At 43.1% G+C, this 23,489-nt stretch carries 23 protein-coding genes and 1 pseudogene; 10 read left to right on the top strand and 14 right to left on the bottom strand.

What is annotated here, in order from left to right:
• Nucleotides 1-2 precede the first annotated feature (2 nt).
• From NFR61_RS00605 to NFR61_RS00595, 3 genes are read right to left on the bottom strand one after another with little or no spacing between them, the layout of a single operon-like run.
• Nucleotides 3-815: an amidohydrolase gene (locus tag NFR61_RS00605; RefSeq protein ID WP_251619806.1), complete on the bottom strand. Its 813-nt coding sequence runs from the start codon at nt 813-815 to the stop codon at nt 3-5.
• Nucleotides 816-824: 9 nt separating this feature from the next.
• Nucleotides 825-1,373, bottom strand: a complete 549-nt coding sequence (locus tag NFR61_RS00600; RefSeq protein WP_251619805.1) for a 1-acyl-sn-glycerol-3-phosphate acyltransferase — start codon at nt 1,371-1,373, stop codon at nt 825-827.
• Between the two features lie 34 nt (nt 1,374-1,407).
• On the bottom strand, nt 1,408-4,002 hold the full coding sequence (locus NFR61_RS00595) for a DUF5686 and carboxypeptidase regulatory-like domain-containing protein (RefSeq protein WP_251619804.1): 2,595 nt from the start codon (nt 4,000-4,002) through the stop codon (nt 1,408-1,410).
• Between the two features lie 152 nt (nt 4,003-4,154).
• Between NFR61_RS00595 and rplU the strand changes: the two genes are divergently transcribed.
• The 6 genes from rplU (at nt 4,155) to ruvC (ending at nt 8,835) form a co-directional block, all read left to right on the top strand.
• The gene (gene rplU, locus NFR61_RS00590) at nt 4,155-4,466 is read left to right on the top strand and encodes a 50S ribosomal protein L21 (protein WP_251619803.1); all 312 of its coding nucleotides are present in this window, start codon (nt 4,155-4,157) and stop codon (nt 4,464-4,466) included.
• Between the two features lie 30 nt (nt 4,467-4,496).
• Nucleotides 4,497-4,775, top strand: a complete 279-nt coding sequence (gene rpmA, locus NFR61_RS00585) for a 50S ribosomal protein L27 (protein ID WP_251619802.1) — start codon at nt 4,497-4,499, stop codon at nt 4,773-4,775.
• Nucleotides 4,776-4,862: 87 nt separating this feature from the next.
• The gene (gene serS / locus NFR61_RS00580) at nt 4,863-6,137 is read left to right on the top strand and encodes a serine--tRNA ligase (protein ID WP_251619801.1); all 1,275 of its coding nucleotides are present in this window, start codon (nt 4,863-4,865) and stop codon (nt 6,135-6,137) included.
• Nucleotides 6,138-6,149: 12 nt separating this feature from the next.
• On the top strand, nt 6,150-7,961 hold the full coding sequence (locus tag NFR61_RS00575) for a tetratricopeptide repeat protein (RefSeq protein WP_251619800.1): 1,812 nt from the start codon (nt 6,150-6,152) through the stop codon (nt 7,959-7,961).
• 6 nt (nt 7,962-7,967) lie between these two features.
• Nucleotides 7,968-8,270 (top strand): DUF4286 family protein, encoded by a 303-nt coding sequence (locus tag NFR61_RS00570; protein ID WP_251619799.1) that lies wholly within the window; start codon nt 7,968-7,970, stop codon nt 8,268-8,270.
• Between the two features lie 10 nt (nt 8,271-8,280).
• Nucleotides 8,281-8,835 carry a crossover junction endodeoxyribonuclease RuvC gene (gene ruvC, locus NFR61_RS00565; RefSeq protein ID WP_251619798.1) on the top strand — a complete coding sequence of 185 codons (555 nt, stop codon included), beginning with the start codon at nt 8,281-8,283 and terminating at the stop codon, nt 8,833-8,835.
• Between the two features lie 244 nt (nt 8,836-9,079).
• Here ruvC and NFR61_RS00560 read toward each other — a convergent pair whose 3' ends face one another.
• The gene (locus NFR61_RS00560) at nt 9,080-10,750 is read right to left on the bottom strand and encodes a tetratricopeptide repeat protein (RefSeq protein ID WP_251619797.1); all 1,671 of its coding nucleotides are present in this window, start codon (nt 10,748-10,750) and stop codon (nt 9,080-9,082) included.
• A 123-nt stretch (nt 10,751-10,873) separates the two neighbouring features.
• Here NFR61_RS00560 and glsA point away from each other — a divergent pair, with 123 nt between their 5' ends.
• Nucleotides 10,874-11,701, top strand: a complete 828-nt coding sequence (gene glsA, locus NFR61_RS00555; RefSeq protein ID WP_251619796.1) for a lyso-glycine lipid O-acyltransferase GlsA — start codon at nt 10,874-10,876, stop codon at nt 11,699-11,701.
• A gap of 75 nt (nt 11,702-11,776) precedes the next feature.
• The gene (glsB, locus tag NFR61_RS00550) at nt 11,777-12,739 is read left to right on the top strand and encodes a glycine N(alpha)-acyltransferase GlsB (RefSeq protein ID WP_251619795.1); all 963 of its coding nucleotides are present in this window, start codon (nt 11,777-11,779) and stop codon (nt 12,737-12,739) included.
• Nucleotides 12,740-12,743: 4 nt separating this feature from the next.
• Here the strand turns inward: glsB and NFR61_RS00545 are convergent, their stop codons facing one another.
• From NFR61_RS00545 to NFR61_RS00510, 8 genes and pseudogenes are all read right to left on the bottom strand, one after another.
• Nucleotides 12,744-13,472 carry a hypothetical protein gene (locus tag NFR61_RS00545; protein ID WP_251619794.1) on the bottom strand — a complete coding sequence of 243 codons (729 nt, stop codon included), beginning with the start codon at nt 13,470-13,472 and terminating at the stop codon, nt 12,744-12,746.
• 22 nt (nt 13,473-13,494) lie between these two features.
• A complete protein-coding gene (locus NFR61_RS00540; RefSeq protein WP_251619793.1) occupies nt 13,495-14,886 on the bottom strand; it encodes a S26 family signal peptidase in 1,392 nt (463 codons plus the stop codon).
• 28 nt (nt 14,887-14,914) lie between these two features.
• A complete protein-coding gene (gene dapB / locus NFR61_RS00535) occupies nt 14,915-15,637 on the bottom strand; it encodes a 4-hydroxy-tetrahydrodipicolinate reductase (RefSeq protein WP_251619792.1) in 723 nt (240 codons plus the stop codon).
• 116 nt (nt 15,638-15,753) lie between these two features.
• The gene (gene rplT, locus NFR61_RS00530; RefSeq protein WP_251619791.1) at nt 15,754-16,110 is read right to left on the bottom strand and encodes a 50S ribosomal protein L20; all 357 of its coding nucleotides are present in this window, start codon (nt 16,108-16,110) and stop codon (nt 15,754-15,756) included.
• 78 nt (nt 16,111-16,188) lie between these two features.
• Nucleotides 16,189-16,383 carry a 50S ribosomal protein L35 gene (gene rpmI / locus NFR61_RS00525; RefSeq protein WP_251619790.1) on the bottom strand — a complete coding sequence of 65 codons (195 nt, stop codon included), beginning with the start codon at nt 16,381-16,383 and terminating at the stop codon, nt 16,189-16,191.
• Nucleotides 16,384-16,445: 62 nt separating this feature from the next.
• Nucleotides 16,446-16,982 (bottom strand): annotated as a pseudogene (infC, locus tag NFR61_RS00520) (translation initiation factor IF-3); the annotation flags it as partial.
• A gap of 42 nt (nt 16,983-17,024) precedes the next feature.
• Nucleotides 17,025-18,977: a threonine--tRNA ligase gene (gene thrS, locus NFR61_RS00515; RefSeq protein ID WP_251619788.1), complete on the bottom strand. Its 1,953-nt coding sequence runs from the start codon at nt 18,975-18,977 to the stop codon at nt 17,025-17,027.
• A gap of 85 nt (nt 18,978-19,062) precedes the next feature.
• Nucleotides 19,063-19,695, bottom strand: coding sequence for a redox-sensing transcriptional repressor Rex (locus NFR61_RS00510; RefSeq protein ID WP_251619787.1), 633 nt, complete (start codon nt 19,693-19,695; stop codon nt 19,063-19,065).
• 120 nt (nt 19,696-19,815) lie between these two features.
• Here NFR61_RS00510 and NFR61_RS00505 point away from each other — a divergent pair, with 120 nt between their 5' ends.
• Nucleotides 19,816-21,093 carry a bifunctional folylpolyglutamate synthase/dihydrofolate synthase gene (locus NFR61_RS00505; protein WP_251619786.1) on the top strand — a complete coding sequence of 426 codons (1,278 nt, stop codon included), beginning with the start codon at nt 19,816-19,818 and terminating at the stop codon, nt 21,091-21,093.
• Between the two features lie 133 nt (nt 21,094-21,226).
• On the top strand, nt 21,227-21,691 hold the full coding sequence (gene ndk / locus NFR61_RS00500) for a nucleoside-diphosphate kinase (protein ID WP_251619785.1): 465 nt from the start codon (nt 21,227-21,229) through the stop codon (nt 21,689-21,691).
• 27 nt (nt 21,692-21,718) lie between these two features.
• Here ndk and ychF read toward each other — a convergent pair whose 3' ends face one another.
• Both ychF and NFR61_RS00490 read right to left on the bottom strand, forming a co-directional pair.
• The gene (gene ychF / locus NFR61_RS00495) at nt 21,719-22,819 is read right to left on the bottom strand and encodes a redox-regulated ATPase YchF (protein ID WP_251619784.1); all 1,101 of its coding nucleotides are present in this window, start codon (nt 22,817-22,819) and stop codon (nt 21,719-21,721) included.
• 34 nt (nt 22,820-22,853) lie between these two features.
• Entirely contained in the window at nt 22,854-23,474 is a 621-nt protein-coding gene (locus NFR61_RS00490; protein WP_251619783.1) for a DUF5715 family protein, read from the bottom strand.
• Between the last annotated feature and the right edge of the window lie 15 nt (nt 23,475-23,489).

The raw sequence follows: 23,489 nt of genomic DNA, 5'->3' as shown, positions 1-23,489 counted from the left end.
ATTTAGCAGGAAACCGTGTTTCCTGTTATTTTAAAATCATCCCTGTCGTCCAATACCGGAAATTTTTTCCGAAAACCAACCACCCTCTCTTTATCCAATTCAAGCGTCAATACCGACTCGGTAAAGGGTGCTGCTTCTCCTATAACCCGCCCATAAGGATCTATCAAAGCAGAGTCACCACTATACTTTAACCCGTCCCGATCTGTCCCCACACAATTAACCCCCGCCACATACGCCTGATTCTCTATTGCCCGCGCTTTCAGTAACGTCTGCCACACCTCCCGCCGCGATTCCGGCCAATTCGCTACGAAAACCGCCAAATCATATTCCCGGGTATTTCGACACCATACCGGAAAACGTAAATCATAACAGATAAAGGCTGCTATCCGTACCCCCCGGAATTCAAATACCAACTGTTCGGTACCAACAGAGAAATGCTCATGTTCCCCTCCTATCCTGAAACAATGTCGTTTGTCATAATGCAAGAAACGCCCGTCCGGGAAAGCAACTACCAAACGATTATAAAAATTTCCCATCTCCCTGCAAACCGTAGACCCTATCACCAAAGCATCCCGATACATCGCCCATTCCGACATACGCTCTTTCACTTCCTCATAACGCGCCGCAACCTCTTCTTTTTCCCGCACAGAAACCTCCCATTCCTTCCGCATCATCATAGCTCCCGACACAAACATCTCCGGCAACAAAATCACATCCGCTTTTTCTCCACTTTTCAAGAGTCGGTCAAAATGCGTCAAATTTTTATCGACATCTCCCCACACCAAAGACGACTGAACAAGCGCTATTTTCATCATACCATTTATTTATTCTCCACATGAAAACTGCTCCGGATATTTCGGATTCGCATTCTTATACGTACTCATTATATACGACATATCCGCCTCCGTATCTCCCGTTGGCTGAAACACCGGCCCCACTTCACAAAACTTCTCCTTGTAATCAACACGCCCCAGGTAAACGGGTACACCGGCAGCCTGTGCAATCACCAAAAAGCCCCGTTTCCACTTCTTCCGCTTCTTCCGGCTTCCCTCCGGCGTAAGGCACAAATACATCGTATCCCTCCGCTTAAATTCCTCCACCAATTGCTCCACCAACTGGCTATCCTTATTCCCCCTATCCACGGGAATCACCCGCAACGCCCTCAAAATCGCCCCTAACGGGAAAAAAAAATACTCTTTTTTCATCAAAATATAAGCCGGAATCCCCTGACTTAAAAACGCCAGCTCTCCCCACACAAAATCCCAACCCGACGTATGCGGTACCGATATAATAACCGCTTTCTTATCCTTCGGCACCTCTCCCCGGTAGCGCCAACCTGCCAACCACATAATAAATCTCGCTACATATTTCATAAACGTATACATTAAAATAAATACTCCAAAACAATCACAATTTATCCAAAGACAAGGTGAATCTCACACCCACCCCTTTATAACCGCTCCTGTCAAAACCAACAAACACACCTCCCCGCGCAACATCGGAAAAGCCTAACGAATAGCCCGCTTCAACATAATTACGCAATAGTGGTGTCCATAAATACCTCACATGCACTCCCTCATCAAACAAAAAACGCTGCATAAACGGCAACCGTTTCAACAATAAGTACGACGAGATATAATTCATTCCGCCATATACCCACTTATCATTCGCATACAATTCATAATAATCGGCAACAAAAAAGCCCTCGGAAAAACTATTCGTATTCAACACCCATCCAGTCGTATTGAAATGTTTATAATCAGGAAAATACATCTCTTTCACGGCAAAAAATTTTCCCACCTGCCCATAATAAGAAACACGGTCAAAATACCCGAACCGAATATCCTGCCGTACCCCCAACGCTATTCTCTCAAAAGAAGAATCATACCCGTCATTCAAAGAAATACCGCGCCCATATCTCACCGAAAACGTAGGCCACTTGGAATACGAATACACTTTCTTCCCGTCCTGCATCCGGTAATAATAAAAAGGCGTATATTCCAATGCTGCCTCAAACACCAACGACGTATTATCCGGCATATTCACACCTCCCTCTTCCGAAGGCAAATTCAAATCCGCCTGCCGCTTAAAGAAATTATACGTAATATGATTCCTCAATACCTGCCGTTTTTCATAATTCCCCGCCAACTCCAATCTCAATCCATTTGACAAATCCACTGCATTCCGGAAATGCACATAACGTTTATTATAAAACTTCATATAATTGTCAGCACATACCAACGACGTCAAGGCATTCTCTAAACGATCCGTTCCTGCACTCCCTTTGTAATCCGCAGACACATACCCTATTCCCACATTCAATACGCCACGCCTCACCGGAGCGTATGTATAATTTCCCCTCATCTCCCAAAGCCACGCCTTGCGTGCTGTCGCATAATACAACGACGGCACAAATATCAAACGACGTTCCTCTTTCATCCGTATCGACAATGCTGCCGCCTGTCCTATCCAAAAACCATCAACAAAATTATACTCCGGTACCGCTTTCAACACCCCGTCCACTTTCAAATTTACCCGGTTTCCTAATTTCACATTCCCACCCAACAAAACCAAACTCCCCGAACGATTACCGGAAGATTTTCGAAGCGTATCAACTTTCTCCTCTGATTTCCCAATTTCCCTCACCACACTATCTTTTCGCCAATAACTGACCACTTCGTCTCCCTTTAAAGGAATCGTCCGCATCTGGGACCAATATAACGAATCCCGTTTCATCGCATTTGAATCGAGCACCGTCTTCACCTGTACACCTAATTCTCTTATCTCCAAAGGAGCAACGGTATCGGGACGCTTCGGCTCATATACCTGTTGCGTAAGACGGGCAACCCGATAAGCATCCCGCGTAGAAAGATTATCCTTCTCAAGCAACTTTTCCAACAGCATCTGTTTCTTCGTCTGTTTCTCAGCTACTACGGGCAACTCCACATCCGCCGGCATTTGTTCCTTCGACTCCCGCAATTTTACCTCCTTGTACTTCAACGAGGCATAATACTTACCTCCTGCACGCACACCCAGCAAAGATACCTTCAAATCAATATCATAGGATGTCGGTAAAAAAACAGATGACCTCACCTCATGAAACATACATTTAATTCCGGCAGTCACTCCTATCTGTTGTACAACCAAATCAAAACCGGAAACACTCCAATCATCTTCGACAATACACATCCAACCGCTCATCAGCAAACGGTTATCTTTCCGGGGAATCACCTTTATCCTGGCAATATTGCGCCCCCCCTCCTCATAATACTCTTCCAGATGAAAACGGTAATAAGACAAAGCCCCCGGCGACAAAGGCGATATCATTCCTATCACTTTCGGATCATATATCGAAGCCGAAATAATCTCCAACGCATCCTCAGCCTCCATATCCTCCGGAATCGTACTGGAATAAGCCAATATCTTCTGTTCGTACTTATCCGGAGCCTCAAACATCAAATCCGTCACCGCCTCCTGCACAAATAGCTTTCCGATATAAGGTGTCACCTCCTCCCGGATTTCCTTTGACCACATCAACACCTTCGGCATCTTCTCCAACTTCATAGAGCCTTTCGTATAAACCTCCGCCTCATAGCTCTTTACCTGATTCAAATGAAAAGGAGCCTTGGCTATCGCATGACGCATGAAATAATAAGCAGGATCTTCTTTACGACGGGTCACTTTCACCTCCTTCAACATATACTTCATCTCCTCCAACTGAATAGACAGTCGCAATACCTCAGCCGCTTTCACCGATACCTGCCGCACCTGTCGCTCATAGCCCATCGAACTGATTTCACAGGTGTATACTCCAGCCGGCAATTCCATCTGAAACGCCCCATTCTCATCCGCTACCGCTCCGGCTGCAATCTCCCGCACATACAAGGTCGCTCCAGGTATTCCTTCGCCACTCTTATCCATAATCCTTCCCTGTAAAGTCTGTGCCTTCACTCCATGCACCATTCCCAACAATACAATCAAAAAACAAAGCACCTGCTTCATATAAATCCATTATTTATAGAACGTGTCAAATTTAAGTCTTTTTTCATTTGTTTTTCCAAAATAAGTTTTACTTTTGCCACGAATTTTCCTTAGGGGTACAATAAGCGGACAAAAATCCCACCCCGTGGTACTAACGATAAAAACAATAAAACATGTATGCTATTGTTGAAATTGCAGGACAGCAATTTAAAGTAGAAAAAGACCGTAAGGTCTACGTTCACCGTCTGGATGCAGAAGAAGGTGCTCAAGTTGAATTTGAAAATGTGCTTTTAGTAGACAACGACGGGAACGTAAAAATCGGCACGCCGAAAGTTGAAGGTGCCAAAGTAACCGCCAAAGTATTGGCACACGTAAAAGCAGACAAAGTTATCATCTTCAAGAAAAGAAGAAGAAAAACTTATGAACGCAAGAGAGGTCATCGTCAATGCATGACACAAATTCAAATCGAAGCAATCAATGCTTAACTAATTTTGTAACTTCTAAAATTTATAGATATGGCACACAAGAAAGGAGTCGGAAGTTCTAAGAACGGTCGTGAATCCGAAAGTAAACGATTAGGAGTAAAAATCTGTGGCGGACAATTTGCCAAAGCAGGTAACATATTGGTACGCCAAAGAGGTACCGTACACAATCCGGGTGAAAACGTCGGAATAGGCAAAGACCATACCTTATTCGCCCTCGTTGCGGGAAAAGTTATCTTCACTAAAAAGAAAAACAATCGGTCGTACGTTTCCGTTGAACCGGTTGCCGTAACACAGGCTGTTGCAGAATAAAAAAACATACTTAAATATAAAACTCCTGTATTGCGCTACAATACAGGAGTTTTTTTATATCTTTACATTCCCAAAACGAAAATAGCCATGTTAAGTTTAAAATTTATCCAGGAAAATAAAGAGACCGTCATCGAACGTCTGGCGGTTAAAAACTTCGACGCCACCGAATTAGTAGAAAAAATACTGCATCTTGACGAACAACGCCGCAAGATACAACAGGAATCCGAAGCCAAGCAAGCCGAAATGAATCGCATTGCCAAAGAAATCGGCAACCTGATGAAAAACGGGAAAAAAGAAGAAGCTGAAAAAGCACGCCAAGAAACGACAGAACTAAAAGAAACCATCGCATCACTTGTTCCCCAACTGAACGCATTAACCTCTCAGCTGGAAGAAGTATTGCTCCGTTTACCCAACATGCCACACAGCTCCGTTCCCCGCGGGAAATCCGATGCGGACAATGAAATCGTCAAAATCGTAGACAACGTTCCACACAAACATGAAACCGACCTTCCCCACTGGGAACTGGCACAAAAATACGACCTGATAGACTTTGAAACAGGCGTAAAAATCACCGGAGCAGGCTTTCCGCTTTACAAAGGATTAGGAGCACGACTACAACGAGCATTAATCAACTTCTTTCTGGATGAAAACATCAAAGCCGGTTATCAGGAAATGATGCCTCCCTTGATGGTAAACGCCGCTTCCGGCTACGGTACGGGACAATTGCCCGATAAAGACGGACAAATGTATTACGTCAATGAAGACAACCTCTATCTTATCCCGACCGCCGAAGTACCGGTAACCAATATCTACCGGGATATGATTGTAGATGCCGAAGCTCTCCCCATAAAAAACACGGCTTACACCGCTTGTTTCCGCCGGGAAGCAGGTTCTTACGGAAAAGATGTACGCGGCTTGAACCGCCTGCACCAATTCGACAAAGTGGAAATCGTACAAATTACCAAACCCGAAGTCTCCTACGAAGCCCTTGACGGCATGGTTAAACATGTAGAAGGACTTTTAATCAAATTAGGACTGCCCTATCGCATCGTACGCCTCTGCGGTGGTGATATCAGCTTTACCTCCGCCCTCACATACGACTTTGAAGTATTCTCCAAAGCACAGGAAAAATGGCTGGAAGTCAGCTCTGTCTCCAACTTTGAAGAATTCCAGGCAAACCGTTTGAAATTACGTTTCCGGGAAAAAGGCGAAAAGAAAAACCGCATGGTACATACCCTCAACGGCAGTTCTCTGGCATTGCCCAGAATCGTCGCCGCTTTGTTGGAAAACAACCAATGTGAAGAAGGTATCCGTCTGCCCGAAGTACTACATTCCTACATGGGTACCGACCTGATAAAATAAAAACAAATACCTATGAAGTCCGTCTTTATCGTATTCTTTGTCTGCTTGTCAAGCATACTCCTCGCCCAGAAACAAAGCGATTCGCAATTGGCTTATACTTACTATGCAAATAAAGAATATGATAAAGCCGCCGAAATATTTTTACAATTATACCAGCGTACCAAATCTTCTTCTTATTTAAACTTCCACGTCATTTGCCTTATCAACGGGAAAAAATACAATGAAGCCGAGACTACGCTAAAAAAATACCTGAAAACGGATGACAATAACAAAGACTTTCTCATCAACTTAGGGTACATATACGAACAACAGGGAAAAATCCAAAAATCCGAAGAATACTTCAATAAAGCTTTAAAAAAACTACAACCCAATAACAACGACATTCAAAATCTTGCCCGCAAATTCCGGGAAATCCGGGAATACGAGTGGGCAACCAAGACCTATCAAAAAGGGCAAACCCTTTTAAACAATCCCAAAGCATACATTCTCGAAATCGGAGAGAACCACATGTATGAGCGCAACTACGAAGCTATGTTCCAACAATTCGTCTCCGCGCTCGAAATGAATCCGGGGAACCTGAACGCAATCACGTCCAAGCTCAACTTTGCACGCATGTATGATGTCAATAACAATGTAGACACCATCATCAAAGAACAACTTCCGCTCTTGTTCAAAAACCCACAATATCCGCCGGTATTCGATGAACTCGCCATTTGGTTTGCCCTGCAAATGGGAAACTACCCGCAGGCTTTCGACCACGGAAAAAAACTCAACCAAAAAATGCCGGGAAAACTCGATGTCTACCTTAACATCGCCCGCGAAGCTTCCCGTAGCAAACAATACTCCACAGCACTCCAGGCATATAACGAAATCCTCAATGCCGGCAAAGAAAATAACAATTTCTATAACACTGCACGCAAAGAAATTCTGCAATGCCAGTATGCACAATACGAAACTACAACTGACATACCGGAACTACAATATAAAACGTTAGCCACCGACTGCCAAAACTATCTGCAAGAGACAGGATACATCAATACAAATGTAGATATCATACTTCTTATGGCAGACGTATATGCCTACAAACTCAATCTGCCGGATACGGCAAACACTATCCTGCAAAAAGGGGAAAGTATCAAACGATTGGCCCCCAACAACATCTACACTCTTAAATCCAAACGGGCAAACGTACTTGCTTTTATGGAAAATCCATGGGAAGCAACCATCCTTTACACACAAATAGAAAAAGCCAATCCAAACAATGATATCGGCTATGAAGCCAAACTCAATAAAGCCCGGATGGCTTACTACGAAGGCGATCTTCTGTGGGCAAAAGCCCAATTTGACGTCCTAAAAGGTTCTACCAGCAAACTCATATCCAACGACGCCATTAAAATGAGTCATTTCATCAATACAAACTACGAAGAAGACGATGAAAATCAAGACCTCTCCCGCATAGCACAAACCGAATACCTTATCTATCGGCAACAATATATGCAAAGCCTGCCCATATTAGACAGTCTTATCAACCAAGCACAAAGCGGTATCGCCGACTATGCAGCTTTGCTGAAAACCGATATACTCCTGCGGCAAAACCAACCGGAACAAGCCCGGCAACTTTTGGAAAACCTTAGTGAAAATTCCGAACAGACCTATATACAGGCGGAAGCTCTCTTTAAACTTGCCCAACTAAAAAAAGATGCCCGCGAATACCGCCAGGCTCTCGCTCTATACAAAAAATTGGTATCTGACTACTCCGGCAGTATTTACAGTATCGAAGCGGGAAAAATATACCGGGAACTGGAAAAAAACATCAAAGACTGACCGTCCATGCGCCACATACTCAATACGACTTTTATCATAGAGGAAGAAGCAGAACGGGAGTGGGTGGACTTCATGCGTCAAGATTATATCCGTACCATCGAGACTCTTCACGTGACGGAAGACCGGCTTTTCACCAAAGTTTCCATCGACCAACCAGAGGGGAAGACCTATTCCCTGCAACTGATATTCTCTTCGGAAGAAGCACGCGAACATTTTGAACAACACCATTGGCAAAAAATAACCGACCGGCTCAACGCCCGTTTTAAAAACCGTTATCTCTGCTTCAGCAGTATATTAACCGAAATCTGACACAAAATACATGGAAAAACTTATCATGGGAATCGACCCCGGAACCAATTTCATGGGCTACGCTATCATCCGCACCTTCGGAAAAAGCCGGAAGCCGGAACTCGTCGTTTCCGGAATATTGGACATAAATAAAGTCACCGATCCCTATATCAAGCTCCAACGTATTTTTAAACGCACCCTACAAGTCATAGACTCCTATCACCCCGATGAACTTGCCATCGAAGCACAATTCTTCGGAAAAAACGTCCAGTCTATGCTGAAACTGGGAAGAGCGCAAGGCGTAGCTATCGCTGCCGCCCTCCAACGCGACATTCCCATCTTTGAATACGCCCCCAAGAAAATAAAAATGAGCGTTACCGGAAGCGGAACCGCCTCCAAAGAACAAATAGCCCTGCTTCTCGGAAAATTCATGGAAATACACACGACCTCTGACGCACTCGACGAAACTGACGCCATCGCTATCGCCTACTGTCACCACCTCCAAGGCGGACTCCCTACGACAGGAAGTCCCCGCTGCAAAGACTGGAACGACTACATCAAACAGAATCCGGATAAAGTGAAATAACGGCTATCGCTTATTTTAAGAGGTCCTATACCCGCACGGCGAGATATACAAACTTCACATTAAGCTCCGTTCGGAGAATGAAATTCGAGGGCTTTTTGCCGTTTCAAGTCCGTTTCAAGTCCGAATCACCTCCGTTCCAAAACGGCGCAGAACGGAAAAAGCTCCGTTCTGACAACTTTAGCATCTTAAATTTTATATCATCTTCTTTATACAAGGAACCCGCCTTACGGCGGGTTTCTTTACTTTATCCGAATACCGGATTATTGATGTAATTGCGGAATTCTATGTCGGTCGATGCCTGCTTTTTCAGTTCGGGATTTATCTGAAATGCTTTTTGCAAGGCTGTTGTCATGACCGGCGTATCTTTCACCCGCGCGGCTGCAACCGCCATGAGATAGTATTCCGTAGCATTCGTTGGTTTCAATTGTTTGAAGGTATCCAAGGCAGCACGATTGTCCCCTGCCCGCAATTGCGAGTAAGCAAGGTATATACTGGGCATGCCTTTGAGATAGCTGACTGCTTTTGCGTAATCTCCCTGTTGCATGAGAATTAAGCCCATGTTGTATTTAGCTTCTTTCTTTACCTGTGCTTTGTCCAGCATGTCTTTTGCTTTGGAGGTATTGCCCTGTTTGGCGTAAGCGATTCCAAGGTTATTCATGATGGCAGGGTCTTGTTTGAGGACGATAGCTGCTTCGAGAAGTTTCTGTGCTTTGGCATATTCCTTGTTTTGTATGGCTACGACAGCCAGGTCGTTCAGAAGTTGCCAGTTCCATTGCGTACCGACAGTCGGCGTTTTTTCTTCTACCTGCGGCATGTAATATACGATTTGCGTTTCCTGTTGAATCGTGTCCGGCACGGTATAAAATACGAAGAAGTCGGCACGCCTCAAGAGAGGAAGTATTTCGTTTTTCAATGCCGGAATTTTTTTGACATAGGATTCCAAAATGGCTTCCCGTTTGTTGTTATTGGCAGCACTTTTTATTTCGGAGATGATTTGTGCTTTATTGGGTATATCGGAGTCGTTGAGCAACAGGTAAAGTCCCTCCCAGTTCTCCGTAACCATCTGCGGTATGACGAATTGGGCGTTTTGCACGACAGGCAGTCCGGCTATCCCCAAATCTTTTTCAAAGAATGCTTTGGCTGCTTTATAGCGGTTCGCGGTCAGATTTTTATTCATGCGTTCCACACCTTCGGGGGAACTGGAGGTGTAAAGAAGCATGTTGGTGATGGTTGCTTTGGGATTTCCCAATACTTTTTTCATGGCCTCTTCCGCCCGGTTCATGACTGCGGAGTGTTGTTGCGCATCAGTAATTTTTGCCTGTGCCAGCGGGAAAAGTATGTACCCGCCGATAACACCGAGTTGCGCCGCAGGTATATCTTCCAAAATGGTTTCTGCCATGACGGGCATGTAGTTGATTCCGTCAATTTTTATTGTATAGCTCTGCCATACTTTAACTCCGTTTTTGTTGAGGATGACAGGGCTTAACATGAAGGCTTTGTCTCCCTGCATGGCTTCGATATCCGCCCACAATACCCCTTGCTGCATTCCTTCTTTGAAGTTCATGCTCATTTTTTGGGTGACGGTTGTTGCCGATTTGTAGGCTACGACCTGATAAGAAGAGTTCTTGACGTTTTCACCCTGCAAATAGAGGGGCGGCAGTTTTTCCACTTTGTTCCCGTATTGCATTCTGGGGGTGATTTTCAAGACCATTTTTTTGTCGAATTGTTTGGGAGGGAATTTCACAACGTAGGTAAAGTCTATTTTCCCATTGACAGCCTCCAGTTGCGCCGGCGTTACCTGCCCGACAACAGCGGTTTCAATGACGTCACGCTGGAGTTTTTTCATAGAGTTGCATCCGGCAAGGAGTGCCAGCGTCCCTGCTGCGATAATGCTCATTAGAATTGTACGTTTCATAGTTTCTTGTTTTATCTTTTTTCTATTCGTTTGATTTGTTGAGTTATTTAACGACTCTTCGGCAGGTTCTGTTCGCTTTTGTCTATTAAAAATTCTATCTTTGCCTGTAAATTATGCGTTTGTATGGAAAAGAAGGAATGTTTGCAACCGATTTATCTGGAGCAAGTGTTTGAAAGTAAGAATCCCCGGTTAGCCCGCTGGATTCCGGGATTTGTTTTCAAGTGGCTGAAGGGAATTATATGCCTGGATGATATTAATGATTTCATTGTGAAATACGGTGACCGCAAGGGGTTGGATTTTGCCAATGCAATTATGGAATATCTTGAACTGAAACTAGATGTGCGAAATGCGGAGAATTTGCCTCCGGCCGGAGGACGCTATTTGTTTGTTTCCAATCACCCTTTCGGCGGCCCGGACGGAATTGCTTTGATTTCATTATTGGGAGCCGTTTATCCTCAATTGAAGTTTCCGGTAAACGATATTCTTTTGAATTTAAGAAATCTGAATACTATTTTCCTGCCGGTCAATAAGCACGGCAAACAATCGAAAGAGGCGGTAAAAGCGATTGAAGAGGCTTACGCTTCGGATTGCCAAATGATTATGTTTCCTGCCGGTTTGTGCAGCCGTAAACAGAAAGGAGTTGTAAAGGATTTGGAGTGGAAGAAGAATTTTATTACGGAGGCGGTAAAGCATCATCGGGATGTGGTTCCTATTTATATCGGCGGGGAAAATTCCAGTTTCTTTTATAATCTTTCCAATTTCCGGAAAAAGATTGGCCTGAAGGCGAATATTGAAATGCTATGGCTACCGAAGGAGGCTTACCGGAAGAAGGGTACAACGCTGACGATGCACGTAGGAAAGCCGATTGCCTGGCAGACGTTCGATAAGAGCAAGAAGCCACAAGAGTGGGCGGCGGAGGTGAAAGGGATTCTTTATTCTTACGGAGAATGAATTTAAGTGGGGCTATAATACCGTAAGGTTTTATTCTATATATTTGCAAGCAATTCATTAATTTATTCTAAGCGGATGCAACCTGTTATTTATCCCGTCGAAAAAGAGAAATTAATCGGCGAACTGACAGAGGAGAAGTTTTTACGGAAAACGAATAAGGCCGGTAACGAGATTTATACGTTTAATGCTTTCAATGCCCCTAACCTGATGAAGGAGGTGGGACGTATCCGGGAACTCACGTTCCGCAGTGCAGGCGGCGGTACGGGAAAGGATATAGATATTGATGAGTTTGATGTGGATGAGAAACATCCGTACCAACAATTGATTGTCTGGGACCCGAAGGAAAAGGAGATTCTCGGCGGCTACCGGTATATTTTATGCGATGATCTTTCCCTGAATGCAGAGGGGGAACCTAATCTGGCAACGACGGAGTTATTCCGGTTTTCTCCGGATTTCAAGGAGCGCTATTTACCTAAGATGATTGAATTGGGACGCTCGTTTGTACACCCGCTTTATCAGTCTACACGCATGGGCCGCAAGTCTTTGTTTGCCCTGGATAATCTGTGGGACGGCCTGGGGGCTTTGACTGTGGATAATCCCGAAATTGAGTATTTTTTCGGAAAAGTGACGATGTATACGAGTTTCAATATCCAAGCCCGAAATATGATTATTTATTTTATGCAAAAGTATTTTCGGGATTCCGAACGGCTGGTTTATCCGATTCATCCGTTGGAACTGGATATTGACGAGGAGAAGATGCAAAAGATTTTTGTCGGCAGCAATTACAATGAAGATTACCGGATTCTTTCACATTATGTGAGAGAGTTGGGTGAGAATATTCCGCCCCTGGTGAATGCCTATATGAGTCTGTCCCCTTCTATGCGTACTTTCGGGACGTCTCTTAATCCGGGATTCGGCGGTGTGGAGGAGACTGCTATCCTGATTAAGATTGCCGATGTGTATGAAGCAAAGAAGTTACGCCATATTGCAACTTATATACCCCGTCTTTTAGGCAAGGTGAAAAAGTTGAAAGGGTAAGGGACTAAAAAGTTGGAGGGTTTGGAGAGTCTATATCATAGTGGTTGTATTCTCCCTGACTAATGATTGTGTCTGTATTTTGCAAACGGAGGGTTGATTTCTCCGCTTTTATTTGCAGATAACGGGCTGTTTTTACACCGACAGAGGAATATGCCGACCGGATGGTTGCTTTTTCACAGTTTTTGATTTCCAATTTACCATATGAAACGTTTAGACGGATTTCTGTCTGGGGTAAGGAACGCACCGTATCCACGTTTATATTTCCGTATACTGTTGTGAGGCTCAATGGCAGCCGGGCGTCGTAGTCCGGCAGGTTGATTGTCCCGTAACGGTTGATTATGTCCAAAGTTATATCGCGGGGTACCCATATTTTTATTTCGGCAACCAAGTCTCCCCCTCTGTTAAATTCCGGCGCGAGTTCCAAATGAAGTTTCCAGATATCCGCCCATGAGCGGAGGCAGAAGTTCAATTGTTCCGCCAAGGTTTCTTTCTCCCATTCCTCAACTTCTTTTATCCTAAAAGATGCTTCAAGCAAAATACTGTCCCGCTCCCACTGTTTTAGTATTACTTGAGCAAATTTCAAGTCTACCAGGCAGTTTGTCTGCGGCTTGACTGGATACATTTGCCGGACGTATTTCACATAGTCATCGGCGTACAATCGTATTTCTCCCCCCAAAAGAAAAAACAGCACTATTCCGCAAGTGATATGTTTACGCAGGATTTTTCTAAGCATATAGATTCAGTATCCGGCCTTTTTAATGTACAAACCTAAACATCCGATTCCAGCGAATTTTGTTCAAGAATGATTCGTCTTTATCCAAAGATAACCAAATGAAGAATGCTTTCCCTACTAAATGATCTTCCGGTACGAATCCCCAAAAACGGGAGTCCGCGGAACGATGCCGATTGTCTCCCATCGCCCAATAGTAATCCATTTGAAAGGTGTAATCGGTTGCCGGTTGTTCATCAATATAAATAACAGAATCTTTCACAGAGAGGGTATGTCCTTCATAAGCGGTAATGATTCTCTTGTACAAGGGCAATGTTTTCAACGACAGTTCTACACGGTCTCCTTTTTTCGGAATATACAATGGTCCAAAGTTGTCTACACTCCACGGATAGTTCTCCGGATCAAACGGAAAGATGTCCGGATTAACACCTGTATCTATGTTTCGGATAATTTCTTTTACATTGGGATAGTTTTTTAACTTATTTACCATTTCTTCCGTCAACGGAAAGATATAGTCTGTAGATGAAAGCATTCCCATATCATCGTAAGAAATCCCTATATCTTTCTTTAATTTCTTTTTGTTAAAGGGTGTCCCATTTGTGCGGACGATGTAATCGTATTGAAGGTTTTCGATGTTTTCTGCCGGCAGCCCGTTTACATATAGCAATCCGCTACGCAGTTCTATTGTGTCTCCCGGCATCCCGACCCCGCGTTTGATGTAGTTTTCTCTTTTGTCTACGGGACGAGAGATTATTTCCATGCGTTGTTTCATCAACTCTTTGACTTTTTGTTCCGCTTCCGGAAGAGTTATCCCCCCCCCTCTGCTTAAGTCTGCCTGACGATAGTTCCGGGCGTTGGAACGTACCTGAGTATAGAAGTCGGGATTTTCGCTCCCCACAATTACGGTGTCTCCCGCCGGAAAGTTGAATACAATTATATCGTTTCTCTTGATATCGGTAAGGCCGGCAATTCTTTTGTAAGGCCATTTAATCGCTTCGGAGTAGGCTTTTGTACTCCGCGTAAAAGGAAGCGTGTGATGGGTAAAAGGTACTGCCAACGGCGTATTAGGGAGTTTCGGCCCGTATGCCACTTTGCTTACAAAAAGATAGTCCCCCACTAACATTGATTTTTCCATGGAAGAAGTCGGTATTGTATAGGCCTCAAAGAAGAACATCCGAATTAATGTGGCAGCAACGACCGCAAATATTAAGGCGTCTATCCATTCCACAACTTTCGTCTGCTTTTCAACACCTTTCTTTTTCCAAAACGCCCAATGTACTTTTTTAGAAATATAGATATCATAAATGACGGGCACAAGCAGTAAGAACCACCAGTTTCCTACCCATATAATCCACAATAATGCAATAATCAGTACAACAGAAAATCTTAACCATTTATTTTTTAGCAGTTCTCTCATAACTATTAATTTGACAGGTATATTCCACCTATATTTTCAACATATCTTTCATTCCAAATACGCCTTTTTTCCCTTGCATAAACTCCGCCGCCAATACGGCCCCATAAGCAAATCCTTCACGAGAAAAAGCAGAATGGGAAATTTCAATCTGGTCTACTTCCGATTTATAAAGTACCGTGTGTATTCCCGGCACTTCTCCCTCCCGCTTTGCCGTTACAGGAATTATATCAGCCGGTAAGGGTATTTCATGGGCTAATTTCCATGATTTATACGCAGGATGATGTTCCAAGATACCTTGCGCTATTGTGATAGCTGTTCCGCTCGGTGCATCCAGTTTATGAATGTGGTGGGTTTCTTCTATGTAAATTTTATACTCTTCGCATCCACTCATTAATTGGGCCAAATAAGTATTTAATTGAAAAAACAAATTTACCCCAATACTAAAATTGGAGGCATAAAAGAATCCCCCGTCTTTGTCTTTGCAATAAGCGATTACTTCTTCCCACTGCTCCAACCATCCCGTCGTACCTGAAACAACAGGCACCCGATTGTCAAAACACCATTTGTAGTTAGCCACGGCAATGGACGGGGCCGAAAAGTCTATTGCAATATCCGCTTCTTTTAATTGCGTATCCGTACAATTCGTCCTATTTGTTTCATCTATTTTCAAAGTTACAAGATGCCCCCGGTTTTCCGCAATCCTCTCTATGGCTTTTCCCATCCGTCCGTATCCCAATAGTGCAATCTTCATACGCTATTTTTTCTAATCATGACAGAACAAAATTAATACTAATTTTCAAGTTTCACATCCGATTAAAATAAAAAAGGCTGTCCGAAGACAGCCTTTCCAGCGATATTTATTTATAATTACTTTGCAAGCTCTTTCACTTTAGCCACTACAGCTTTGAAAGCGTCGGCATGATTCATCGCCAAATCGGCCAATACCTTACGATTGATGTCAATTTCAGCTTTATGAACTAACCCCATAAATTTAGAATATGACAATCCTTCCAAGCGAACAGCGGCATTAATTCTCTGAATCCACAAAGCCCGAAATTCGGATTTCTTTTTCCGTCTGTCACGGAACGCATACGTCAAACCTTTTTCGTATGTGTTTTTAGCAACCGTCCAAACATTTTTCCTGGCACCAAAGTTACCTTTGGTTTGTTTTAAAACCTTTTTTCTACGTGCTCTTGAAGCAACTGCATTTTTAGCTCTTGGCATAATTTTTCTTTTTTTTAAATGTCAGCGTTCCGTTTTACGAAAACTTGCAAGCATGACATTCAGGTTAATAAACTTTTATTACATAACCAACATTTTTCTCACTGCTTTTAAGTTAGCGTGATCAACTGTTGTTACATGCGTAAGATTTCTCTTTTGTTTTGTTGTTTTCTTTGTCAAAATATGACTTTTGAAAGCATGTTTTCTTTTAATCTTTCCAGTAGCCGTCAAAGTAAATCTTTTCTTCGCACTACTTACTGATTTCATTTTTGGCATTTTCTTGTAATTTAATTGAGTTTCAGAAAATATGTAATTATTATATCGCTGACAAAATTTTATTTTTTCGGTGCCAATACAACAATCATTTTCTTTCCTTCCAATTTAGGTGCGGATTCTACTTTTCCGTAATCCTCTAATTCAGAAATAAAACGATTTAATATATCGGTTCCCTGCTCTTTGAACAATATCGACCTTCCTTTAAAAAACACATATGCCCTTACTTTGGCACCCTCTTCAAGAAATCCCTTCGCATGCTTCAATTTAAAATTAAAATCATGTTCATCAGTCTGAGGCCCGAAACGAATTTCTTTTATGACGACTTTAACGCTTTTAGCCTTTATTTCTTTCTGTTTTTTCTTTAACTGGTACAGGAATTTACTGTAATCAATGATTCTACACACGGGCGGTTCCGCATTGGGAGAAATCTCCACCAAATCAGCACCGGCAGCTTCAGCCATAGCCAATGCTTCTCGTAAAGGATAAACTCCGGTCTCAATATCTTCACCGACAACTCTTACGGTATTTGCTCTAATTAGCTCATTAATTCTATGCTGCGGTTCTTTTCTGACCGGATTGCGAGAGCCTCTGAATTCCATTCTCGTTGCTATATTAAAATCCTCCTTAAAATGATTAATTTATTATTCACTATAAATAGATGCCAACTGTTCGTCTACCTCCTTATGTATCATTCCGATGAACTCATCTACTGTCATCGATCCCATATCACCCTGTCCCTGACGACGTACAGATACACGATTTTCTTTCGCTTCATTTTCCCCTACAACCAATAGATACGGTATCTTTTTCAATTCATTATCACGAATTTTACGTCCTATTTTTTCGTTACGATCATCTAAAACGGTGCGAATATCGGAATTATTCAACAAATTCAAAACATTTTGGGCATATTCATTTGATTTTTCGCTTACTGTCATTACAACGACCTGATCAGGAGTTAGCCACAAAGGGAATTTTCCTCCCGTATGTTCAATCAATACAGCCACAAAACGTTCCATACTGCCGAACGGTGCACGGTGAATCATCACCGGACGATGTTTCTGATTATCAGCTCCCGTATATTCCAATTGGAAGCGCTCCGGCAGGTTGTAGTCTACCTGTATCGTTCCCAACTGCCATTTACGACCAATAGCATCTTTTACCATGAAATCCAGTTTCGGGCCATAGAATGCCGCTTCACCCAATTCCACTGTGGTTTTCAATCCTTTCTCTTCCGCTGCTTCAATGATAGCACGTTCCGCTTTCTCCCAGTTCTCATCGCTACCAATATATTTTTCTCTATCATTGGGATCACGCAAGGAAACCTGAGCAGTAAAATCCTTAAAATTCAAAGCCTTGAATATGATGAAAATAATATCAATTACTTTCATAAATTCCTCTTTCAACTGATCCGGCGTACAGAACAGGTGGGCGTCATCCTGCGTAAATCCACGCACCCTTGTCAATCCGTGCAATTCACCGCTCTGCTCATAACGATATACCGTACCGAATTCTGCAAAACGCAGAGGCAAATCTTTATAAGAACGAGGTTTAAATTTATATATCTCACAATGGTGCGGACAATTCATCGGTTTTAACATGAATTCCTCTCCTTCCTGAGGTGTCGTAATTACCTGAAAACTATCTTTTCCGTATTTTTGATAGTGTCCGGAAGTCTTATACAAATTTACATTTCCGATGTGCGGAGTAATTACCTGTTGATAGCCATGTTTTTTCTGAACTTTCCTCAAGAATGCTTCCAAACGGTCTCTTAACATCGCTCCTTTAGGTAACCACAAAGGCAAACCTGCTCCTACCTCCTGAGAGAAAGCAAATAATTCCATTTCTTTCCCCACTTTACGATGATCCCGTTGTTTAGCCTCTTCCATCATCACTAACCATTCCTCCAACATCTTCTGTTTCGGGAAAGTAATACCATAAATACGGGTAAGCATCTTGTTGTGCTCATCCCCGCGCCAATAGGCTCCTGCCAGACTGGTCAGCTTGATAGCCTTGATATAGGAGGTGTCCGGAAGATGGGGTCCACGGCACAAATCCGTAAATGTTCCTTGTTTATAGTAAGTAATCTTACCGTCTTCCAAATCATTAATTAATTCCACTTTGTAATTCTCATGTAAGGAATTAAAATGCTCCAACGCTTCTTTTTTACTTACGTCAATTCGAGAAAACACTTGCTTTTCCCGTGCCAGTTCCAACATCTTTTTCTCTACAATCTCCAAATCCTTATCAGTCAAAACTACACCGTCTCCCGGTTCCACATCGTAGTAAAAACCGTTTTCTATCGCCGGACCGATACCGAATTTCGTGTTCGGATATAATTGTTGCAAAGCTTCTGCCATCAAATGTGCGGAAGAGTGCCAAAAAGCATGTCTGCCTTCTTCATCTTCCCATGTAAACAATTTGATTTCCGCATCATGAGGAATGCCACGAGACAAATCCCACACTTCACCATTCACAGCAATAGCCAACACCTCTTTAGCCAATTTCGGACTAATAGACTGGGCTATATCCAACCCCGTCACTCCCGATTCAAATTCCTTGATACTTCCATCCGGAAAGGTAATCTTTACCATGATATTTTTTAAAGTTAGTAATTTTACTTTTGGAATATGCAAAGGTAGGAAAAATAATATCAAGACAAAAAGTATTCTATCTCTCCTACTTTTGATTATATAATTTATTAAATAAAATAGCCAAATTCATATAAATGGTCGTATTCTGCACTACAATATGAGCAGGGACCTTGATCCGGGCCGGCGTAAAATTCCAAATAGCTTTAATTCCCCAAGCCACCATTAAATCCGCTACATTCTGCGCATGTTCCGCTGGCACCGTAATAATACCTATCACGACATTACGCTCTGCCGCCATTGCACGAAATTGATCTATATGAAAAATCTCTATATCATTCACTTTCGTCCCCACTTTGGCCTTATCCACATCAAAAGCCGCCTCTATACTCAAACCAAAAACAGCTAACCCCTTGTCCTGCAATAAAGCAGACCCCAAAGAACCAGCACCAACCAAGAAAGCACCGTCTATTTTACTAAATCCCAAAAAATCCTCCAGGATTTTTACAAAACTATCCACCTCATATCCAACCCTAGTTTTACCGGTAAGCCCTGTATGTGACAAATCTTTCGTCACTTGCGTGGAATCAATATCCATATACTCGGCAATCCGCGTCGACGATACATATTTCTCTCCCTGCTTTTGTAATGTCTTTACAAAAGACAGATAAGAAGGCATCCGCCTTAATACCGGCAACGGCACATTACTATCAGGTTTCATTCGTTTCTATTTTTAGAACCCCAAATATAAAACTTTTTTCGCTCTCCTTGTGAAAAATTCTGCATTTTCAATCTTCAATCCTCAATTATTCTTACTTTTGTATATATAATAAGCTTCATTATGAATTATCAACAGACGTGTCAATGGTTATTCACCCAATTACCTATGTTTCAACGGGAAGGCCAAGCAGCATATAAAGCTAATCTCAATAACACGATTCAACTCGACGAATATTTTCACCATCCCCACCGACAATTCAAAACAATACATGTGGCCGGTACAAACGGAAAAGGTTCCGTTTCACACATGTTAGCCTCTATATTACAGGAAGCAGGATACAAAACCGGTTTATACACTTCTCCTCATCTAAAAGATTTCCGAGAAAGAATCAAAATCAACGGCGAAATGGTTTCCGAAGAATATGTCGTTGAATTTGTTGAACAAAACCAACAATTTTTTGCCACCCTACACCCTTCCTTTTTTGAAATAACAGTGGCAATGGCATTCAAATATTTTGCCGACTGTCAAGTAGACATAGCTGTCATCGAAGTAGGCTTGGGCGGACGACTTGACTCAACCAACATAATTACACCTTTAGCTTCCGTCATAACCAACATTTCTTTCGACCATATGGCTTTATTGGGAAACACTCTTGAAAAGATTGCCATGGAGAAAGCCGGAATAATAAAACCCAACATTCCTGCCATTATAGGCACAAAAGACAATAATTACGACTTCGTATTTGAAAAAAAAGCCCAATCCTATAATACACCACTTACATTCGCATCCCAAGAATGGTATGTCCAACAAAATAGCAATGGCTATTATGACTTAAATCGCAAAAACGAACATATATTTTCACATTTAATCTGTGAACTAAAAGGAGGATATCAAAGAAAAAATATTCCTACTGTTTTAGAAACTATTCTTTCATTACAAAAAAATAATAACTTAAACATTGACGAAAAAGCCATCCGGAACGGTATTGCTAATGTTATTCACAACACAGGACTTCATGGTCGTTGGGAGAAAATTGCGGATTCTCCCTTAACAATATGCGATACAGGACACAATATTGATGGTCTTACAGAAGTCACCGCTCAAATTCGTACTTGCCGTTATCGTCATCTCCATTTTGTGTTAGGTGTAGTCAGTGATAAAGACCTCTCCGGAATTCTTCAAATACTCCCCCGTGAAGCAACCTATTACTTCTGCAAAGCGTCCATTCCCAGAGCTATGAATGAAGAAACTTTAGCCAAATGCGCCCATTCGTTCGGTTTAAAAGGAGATTGTTATCCTACCGTAGCAGAAGCTTATGCAGCTGCTCAAAAAAACGCCCTTCCAGAAGACATGATTTATATTGGGGGAAGTACGTATATCGTAGCCGAAATTATTTAAAATTTGTCCCTTACCTTTGGGGATAACAATACAATTTCAATGAAAACGTTTGAAATTTATCTTTAAAAAATTTACTTCTATTATTATATTTCTTACCTTTAACACAAAATTAAATCAAAACAATTCCTCAAAAATGACAAACAGGACCTTTACAATTATCAAACCCAATGCCGTCGGTCTGGGACACACCGGAGAAATACTGGAGATCATCGAAAAAGCGGGTTTCCGTATTCTGGCTCTTAAAATGGTATGCCTAAGCCGTTCGGATACAGAAAAATTCTATCACGTTCACAAGGAACGTCCGTTTTTCAGAACGCTGAATCTGTTTATGACGGCAGGCCCAATTGTCGTAGCTGTACTGGAAAAAGAGAATGCCGTGGCCGATTTCCGGACATTGATCGGGGCTACCGACCCTGCCAAAGCGGCAGAAGGCACGATCCGCAAACGCTTCGCAGAAAGCAAGACCCGCAACGCCATCCACGCTTCCGACAGTAACGAGAATGCCGCTTGGGAAGCTTCTTTCTTCTTTACGGATAAGGAAATCCTGGAAACAACGTACCAGCTTCCGGTCTCACCCGAAGAAATAGACAAAGATTAAAAAAAGGGGCTTCCGGCCCCTTTCTTTTTATACGTTAAAACGGAAGTGCATGATGTCGCCGTCCTGCACAATGTAGTCTTTCCCTTCCACCGCCATCTTCCCGGCTTCCTTGCATTTGGCTTCCGACCCCAGCGTAACGTAATCATCGTATTTGATGACTTCCGCCCGGATAAATCCTTTTTCAAAATCGGTATGGATAATTCCCGCCGTCTGGGGGGCTTTCATTCCTTTTCTGAATGTCCACGCCCGCACTTCCTTGGCTCCCGCCGTGAAGAATGTCTGCAGGTTCAGCAGATGGTAAGCGGTGCGAATCAGTTTATTGACCCCGGCCTCTTTCAGTCCCAAGTCTTCCAGGAACATCTGTTTTTCTTCATAGGTTTCCAATTCGGCGATGTCGGCCTCTATTGCGGCACCAATCACCAGCACCTCCGCCTGCTCGTTCTTGACGGCTTCTTTCACCGCCTCCACATATTTATTGCCTTCGACCACCGAAGCTTCATCCACATTGCAGACATACAGAACCGGTTTGTTGGTCAGCAACTGCAGGTCCCGAGCAGCTTCCTGCTGCAAATCGGTAAGCACGACCGTACGAGCGGACAACCCTTTCTCCAGAGCCTCCTTGTAAAGGTAAAGCACTTCCACCAGCCGCTTGGCATTGGCATCGCCGCCGGTCATAGCTCTTTTTTCCTCTTTCTGTAGACGGCTCTCCACCGTTTCCAGGTCTTTCAGCTGCAATTCCGTATCTATGATTTCCTTGTCTCTCACCGGATCGACGCTCCCGTCCACATGTACGATATTGTCATCCTTGAAACAGCGCAGTACGTGAATAATGGCATCCGTTTCCCGGATATTGGACAGGAACTTGTTTCCCAGTCCCTCCCCTTTGCTGGCGCCTTTCACCAGTCCGGCAATATCCACGATTTCCACCACTGCCGGAACCACGCTCGCCGGTTTGTCGATTTCGACCAGTCTGTTCAGACGTTCGTCCGGGACGGTAATCACGCCCACATTCGGTTCTATCGTACAAAAAGGAAAATTCGCCGATTGCGCTTTCGCATTGCTCAAACAATTGAATAATGTTGATTTTCCTACATTCGGCAAACCAACTATGCCACACTGTAAACCCATAATAGTAATCTATTTTACGAAGTACAAAGATAATTTATCTCACCGTGATATGAAAACATCCCTGTTTAAATTCATAGCGCACGTAGCAGCATTTTCGCTGCTGCAAATCGTGCAGCACGTCCGCCAATACGGATTTGAGTTTCTCCACAGACGTTTCGTCCGAACGCTCTTTCCTGAAACGGGCATAGGCTATGTCGAAAGTCGTCCCGAACATGTGGGCGGAATTGGCACTGGCATTGAGATTCTTTTTCCGAAGTTTTGCCACCGACTCGTCCGTACGCAGCACACTGGTCACAATCGGTTTGTAGGAGGGCAATCCCTTCGCGGCCAGAGAATCCTTAAAATTCCGGCCAATCTCTTTCAGGAGTTCGTGGGCTTTCGGTACGAGATAAGGCTGCGAATGGGTCAGTTTATCCAGCTCGTACCAACGGCAGGATTTCAGGTGTTCCAGTTTTCCTTTCAGCTTTTTCAACTCCGCTGCCGATGCCACCGGTTGTATCCCCCAATGCCGCGCCGCCTGCAGATGCTTGTCGTTCAAATCATGGAAAGTGCGCGAGTAATTCCGGAAATACCGGAAATTCTCCGTCTTTCGGGGTTCTTTACACCCCATGGCAAGTACGGCGAGGAAGATTGAAAGAATCTTTACATAACGCATAACACCTTCTTCTGA

This window comes from Odoribacter lunatus (assembly GCF_943193135.1).
In the GTDB taxonomy this organism is placed as follows: Bacteria; Bacteroidota; Bacteroidia; order Bacteroidales; family Marinifilaceae; genus Culturomica; species Culturomica lunata.
Note: the sequence above shows the minus strand (reverse complement) of the source record. Positions and strands in the feature narration are given on the sequence as shown.

Coding starts and splice junctions, on each gene's coding strand:
- NFR61_RS00605 (WP_251619806.1), bottom strand. CDS start 815: ATGATGAAAATAGCGCTTGTTCAGTCGTCTTTGGTGTGGGGAGATGTC.
- rplT (WP_251619791.1), bottom strand. CDS start 16,110: ATGCCAAGAGCTAAAAATGCAGTTGCTTCAAGAGCACGTAGAAAAAAG.
- NFR61_RS00490 (WP_251619783.1), bottom strand. CDS start 23,474: ATGCGTTATGTAAAGATTCTTTCAATCTTCCTCGCCGTACTTGCCATG.
- rpmA (WP_251619802.1), top strand. CDS start 4,497: ATGGCACACAAGAAAGGAGTCGGAAGTTCTAAGAACGGTCGTGAATCC.
- thrS (WP_251619788.1), bottom strand. CDS start 18,977: ATGGTAAAGATTACCTTTCCGGATGGAAGTATCAAGGAATTTGAATCG.
- rpmI (WP_251619790.1), bottom strand. CDS start 16,383: ATGCCAAAAATGAAATCAGTAAGTAGTGCGAAGAAAAGATTTACTTTG.
- NFR61_RS00540 (WP_251619793.1), bottom strand. CDS start 14,886: ATGAGAGAACTGCTAAAAAATAAATGGTTAAGATTTTCTGTTGTACTG.
- ruvC (WP_251619798.1), top strand. CDS start 8,281: ATGGAAAAACTTATCATGGGAATCGACCCCGGAACCAATTTCATGGGC.
- NFR61_RS00570 (WP_251619799.1), top strand. CDS start 7,968: ATGCGCCACATACTCAATACGACTTTTATCATAGAGGAAGAAGCAGAA.
- serS (WP_251619801.1), top strand. CDS start 4,863: ATGTTAAGTTTAAAATTTATCCAGGAAAATAAAGAGACCGTCATCGAA.
- NFR61_RS00575 (WP_251619800.1), top strand. CDS start 6,150: ATGAAGTCCGTCTTTATCGTATTCTTTGTCTGCTTGTCAAGCATACTC.
- dapB (WP_251619792.1), bottom strand. CDS start 15,637: ATGAAGATTGCACTATTGGGATACGGACGGATGGGAAAAGCCATAGAG.
- NFR61_RS00505 (WP_251619786.1), top strand. CDS start 19,816: ATGAATTATCAACAGACGTGTCAATGGTTATTCACCCAATTACCTATG.
- NFR61_RS00595 (WP_251619804.1), bottom strand. CDS start 4,002: ATGAAGCAGGTGCTTTGTTTTTTGATTGTATTGTTGGGAATGGTGCAT.
- ndk (WP_251619785.1), top strand. CDS start 21,227: ATGACAAACAGGACCTTTACAATTATCAAACCCAATGCCGTCGGTCTG.
- NFR61_RS00545 (WP_251619794.1), bottom strand. CDS start 13,472: ATGCTTAGAAAAATCCTGCGTAAACATATCACTTGCGGAATAGTGCTG.
- NFR61_RS00510 (WP_251619787.1), bottom strand. CDS start 19,695: ATGAAACCTGATAGTAATGTGCCGTTGCCGGTATTAAGGCGGATGCCT.
- rplU (WP_251619803.1), top strand. CDS start 4,155: ATGTATGCTATTGTTGAAATTGCAGGACAGCAATTTAAAGTAGAAAAA.
- glsB (WP_251619795.1), top strand. CDS start 11,777: ATGCAACCTGTTATTTATCCCGTCGAAAAAGAGAAATTAATCGGCGAA.
- NFR61_RS00600 (WP_251619805.1), bottom strand. CDS start 1,373: ATGAAATATGTAGCGAGATTTATTATGTGGTTGGCAGGTTGGCGCTAC.
- NFR61_RS00560 (WP_251619797.1), bottom strand. CDS start 10,750: ATGAAACGTACAATTCTAATGAGCATTATCGCAGCAGGGACGCTGGCA.
- glsA (WP_251619796.1), top strand. CDS start 10,874: ATGGAAAAGAAGGAATGTTTGCAACCGATTTATCTGGAGCAAGTGTTT.
- ychF (WP_251619784.1), bottom strand. CDS start 22,819: ATGGGTTTACAGTGTGGCATAGTTGGTTTGCCGAATGTAGGAAAATCA.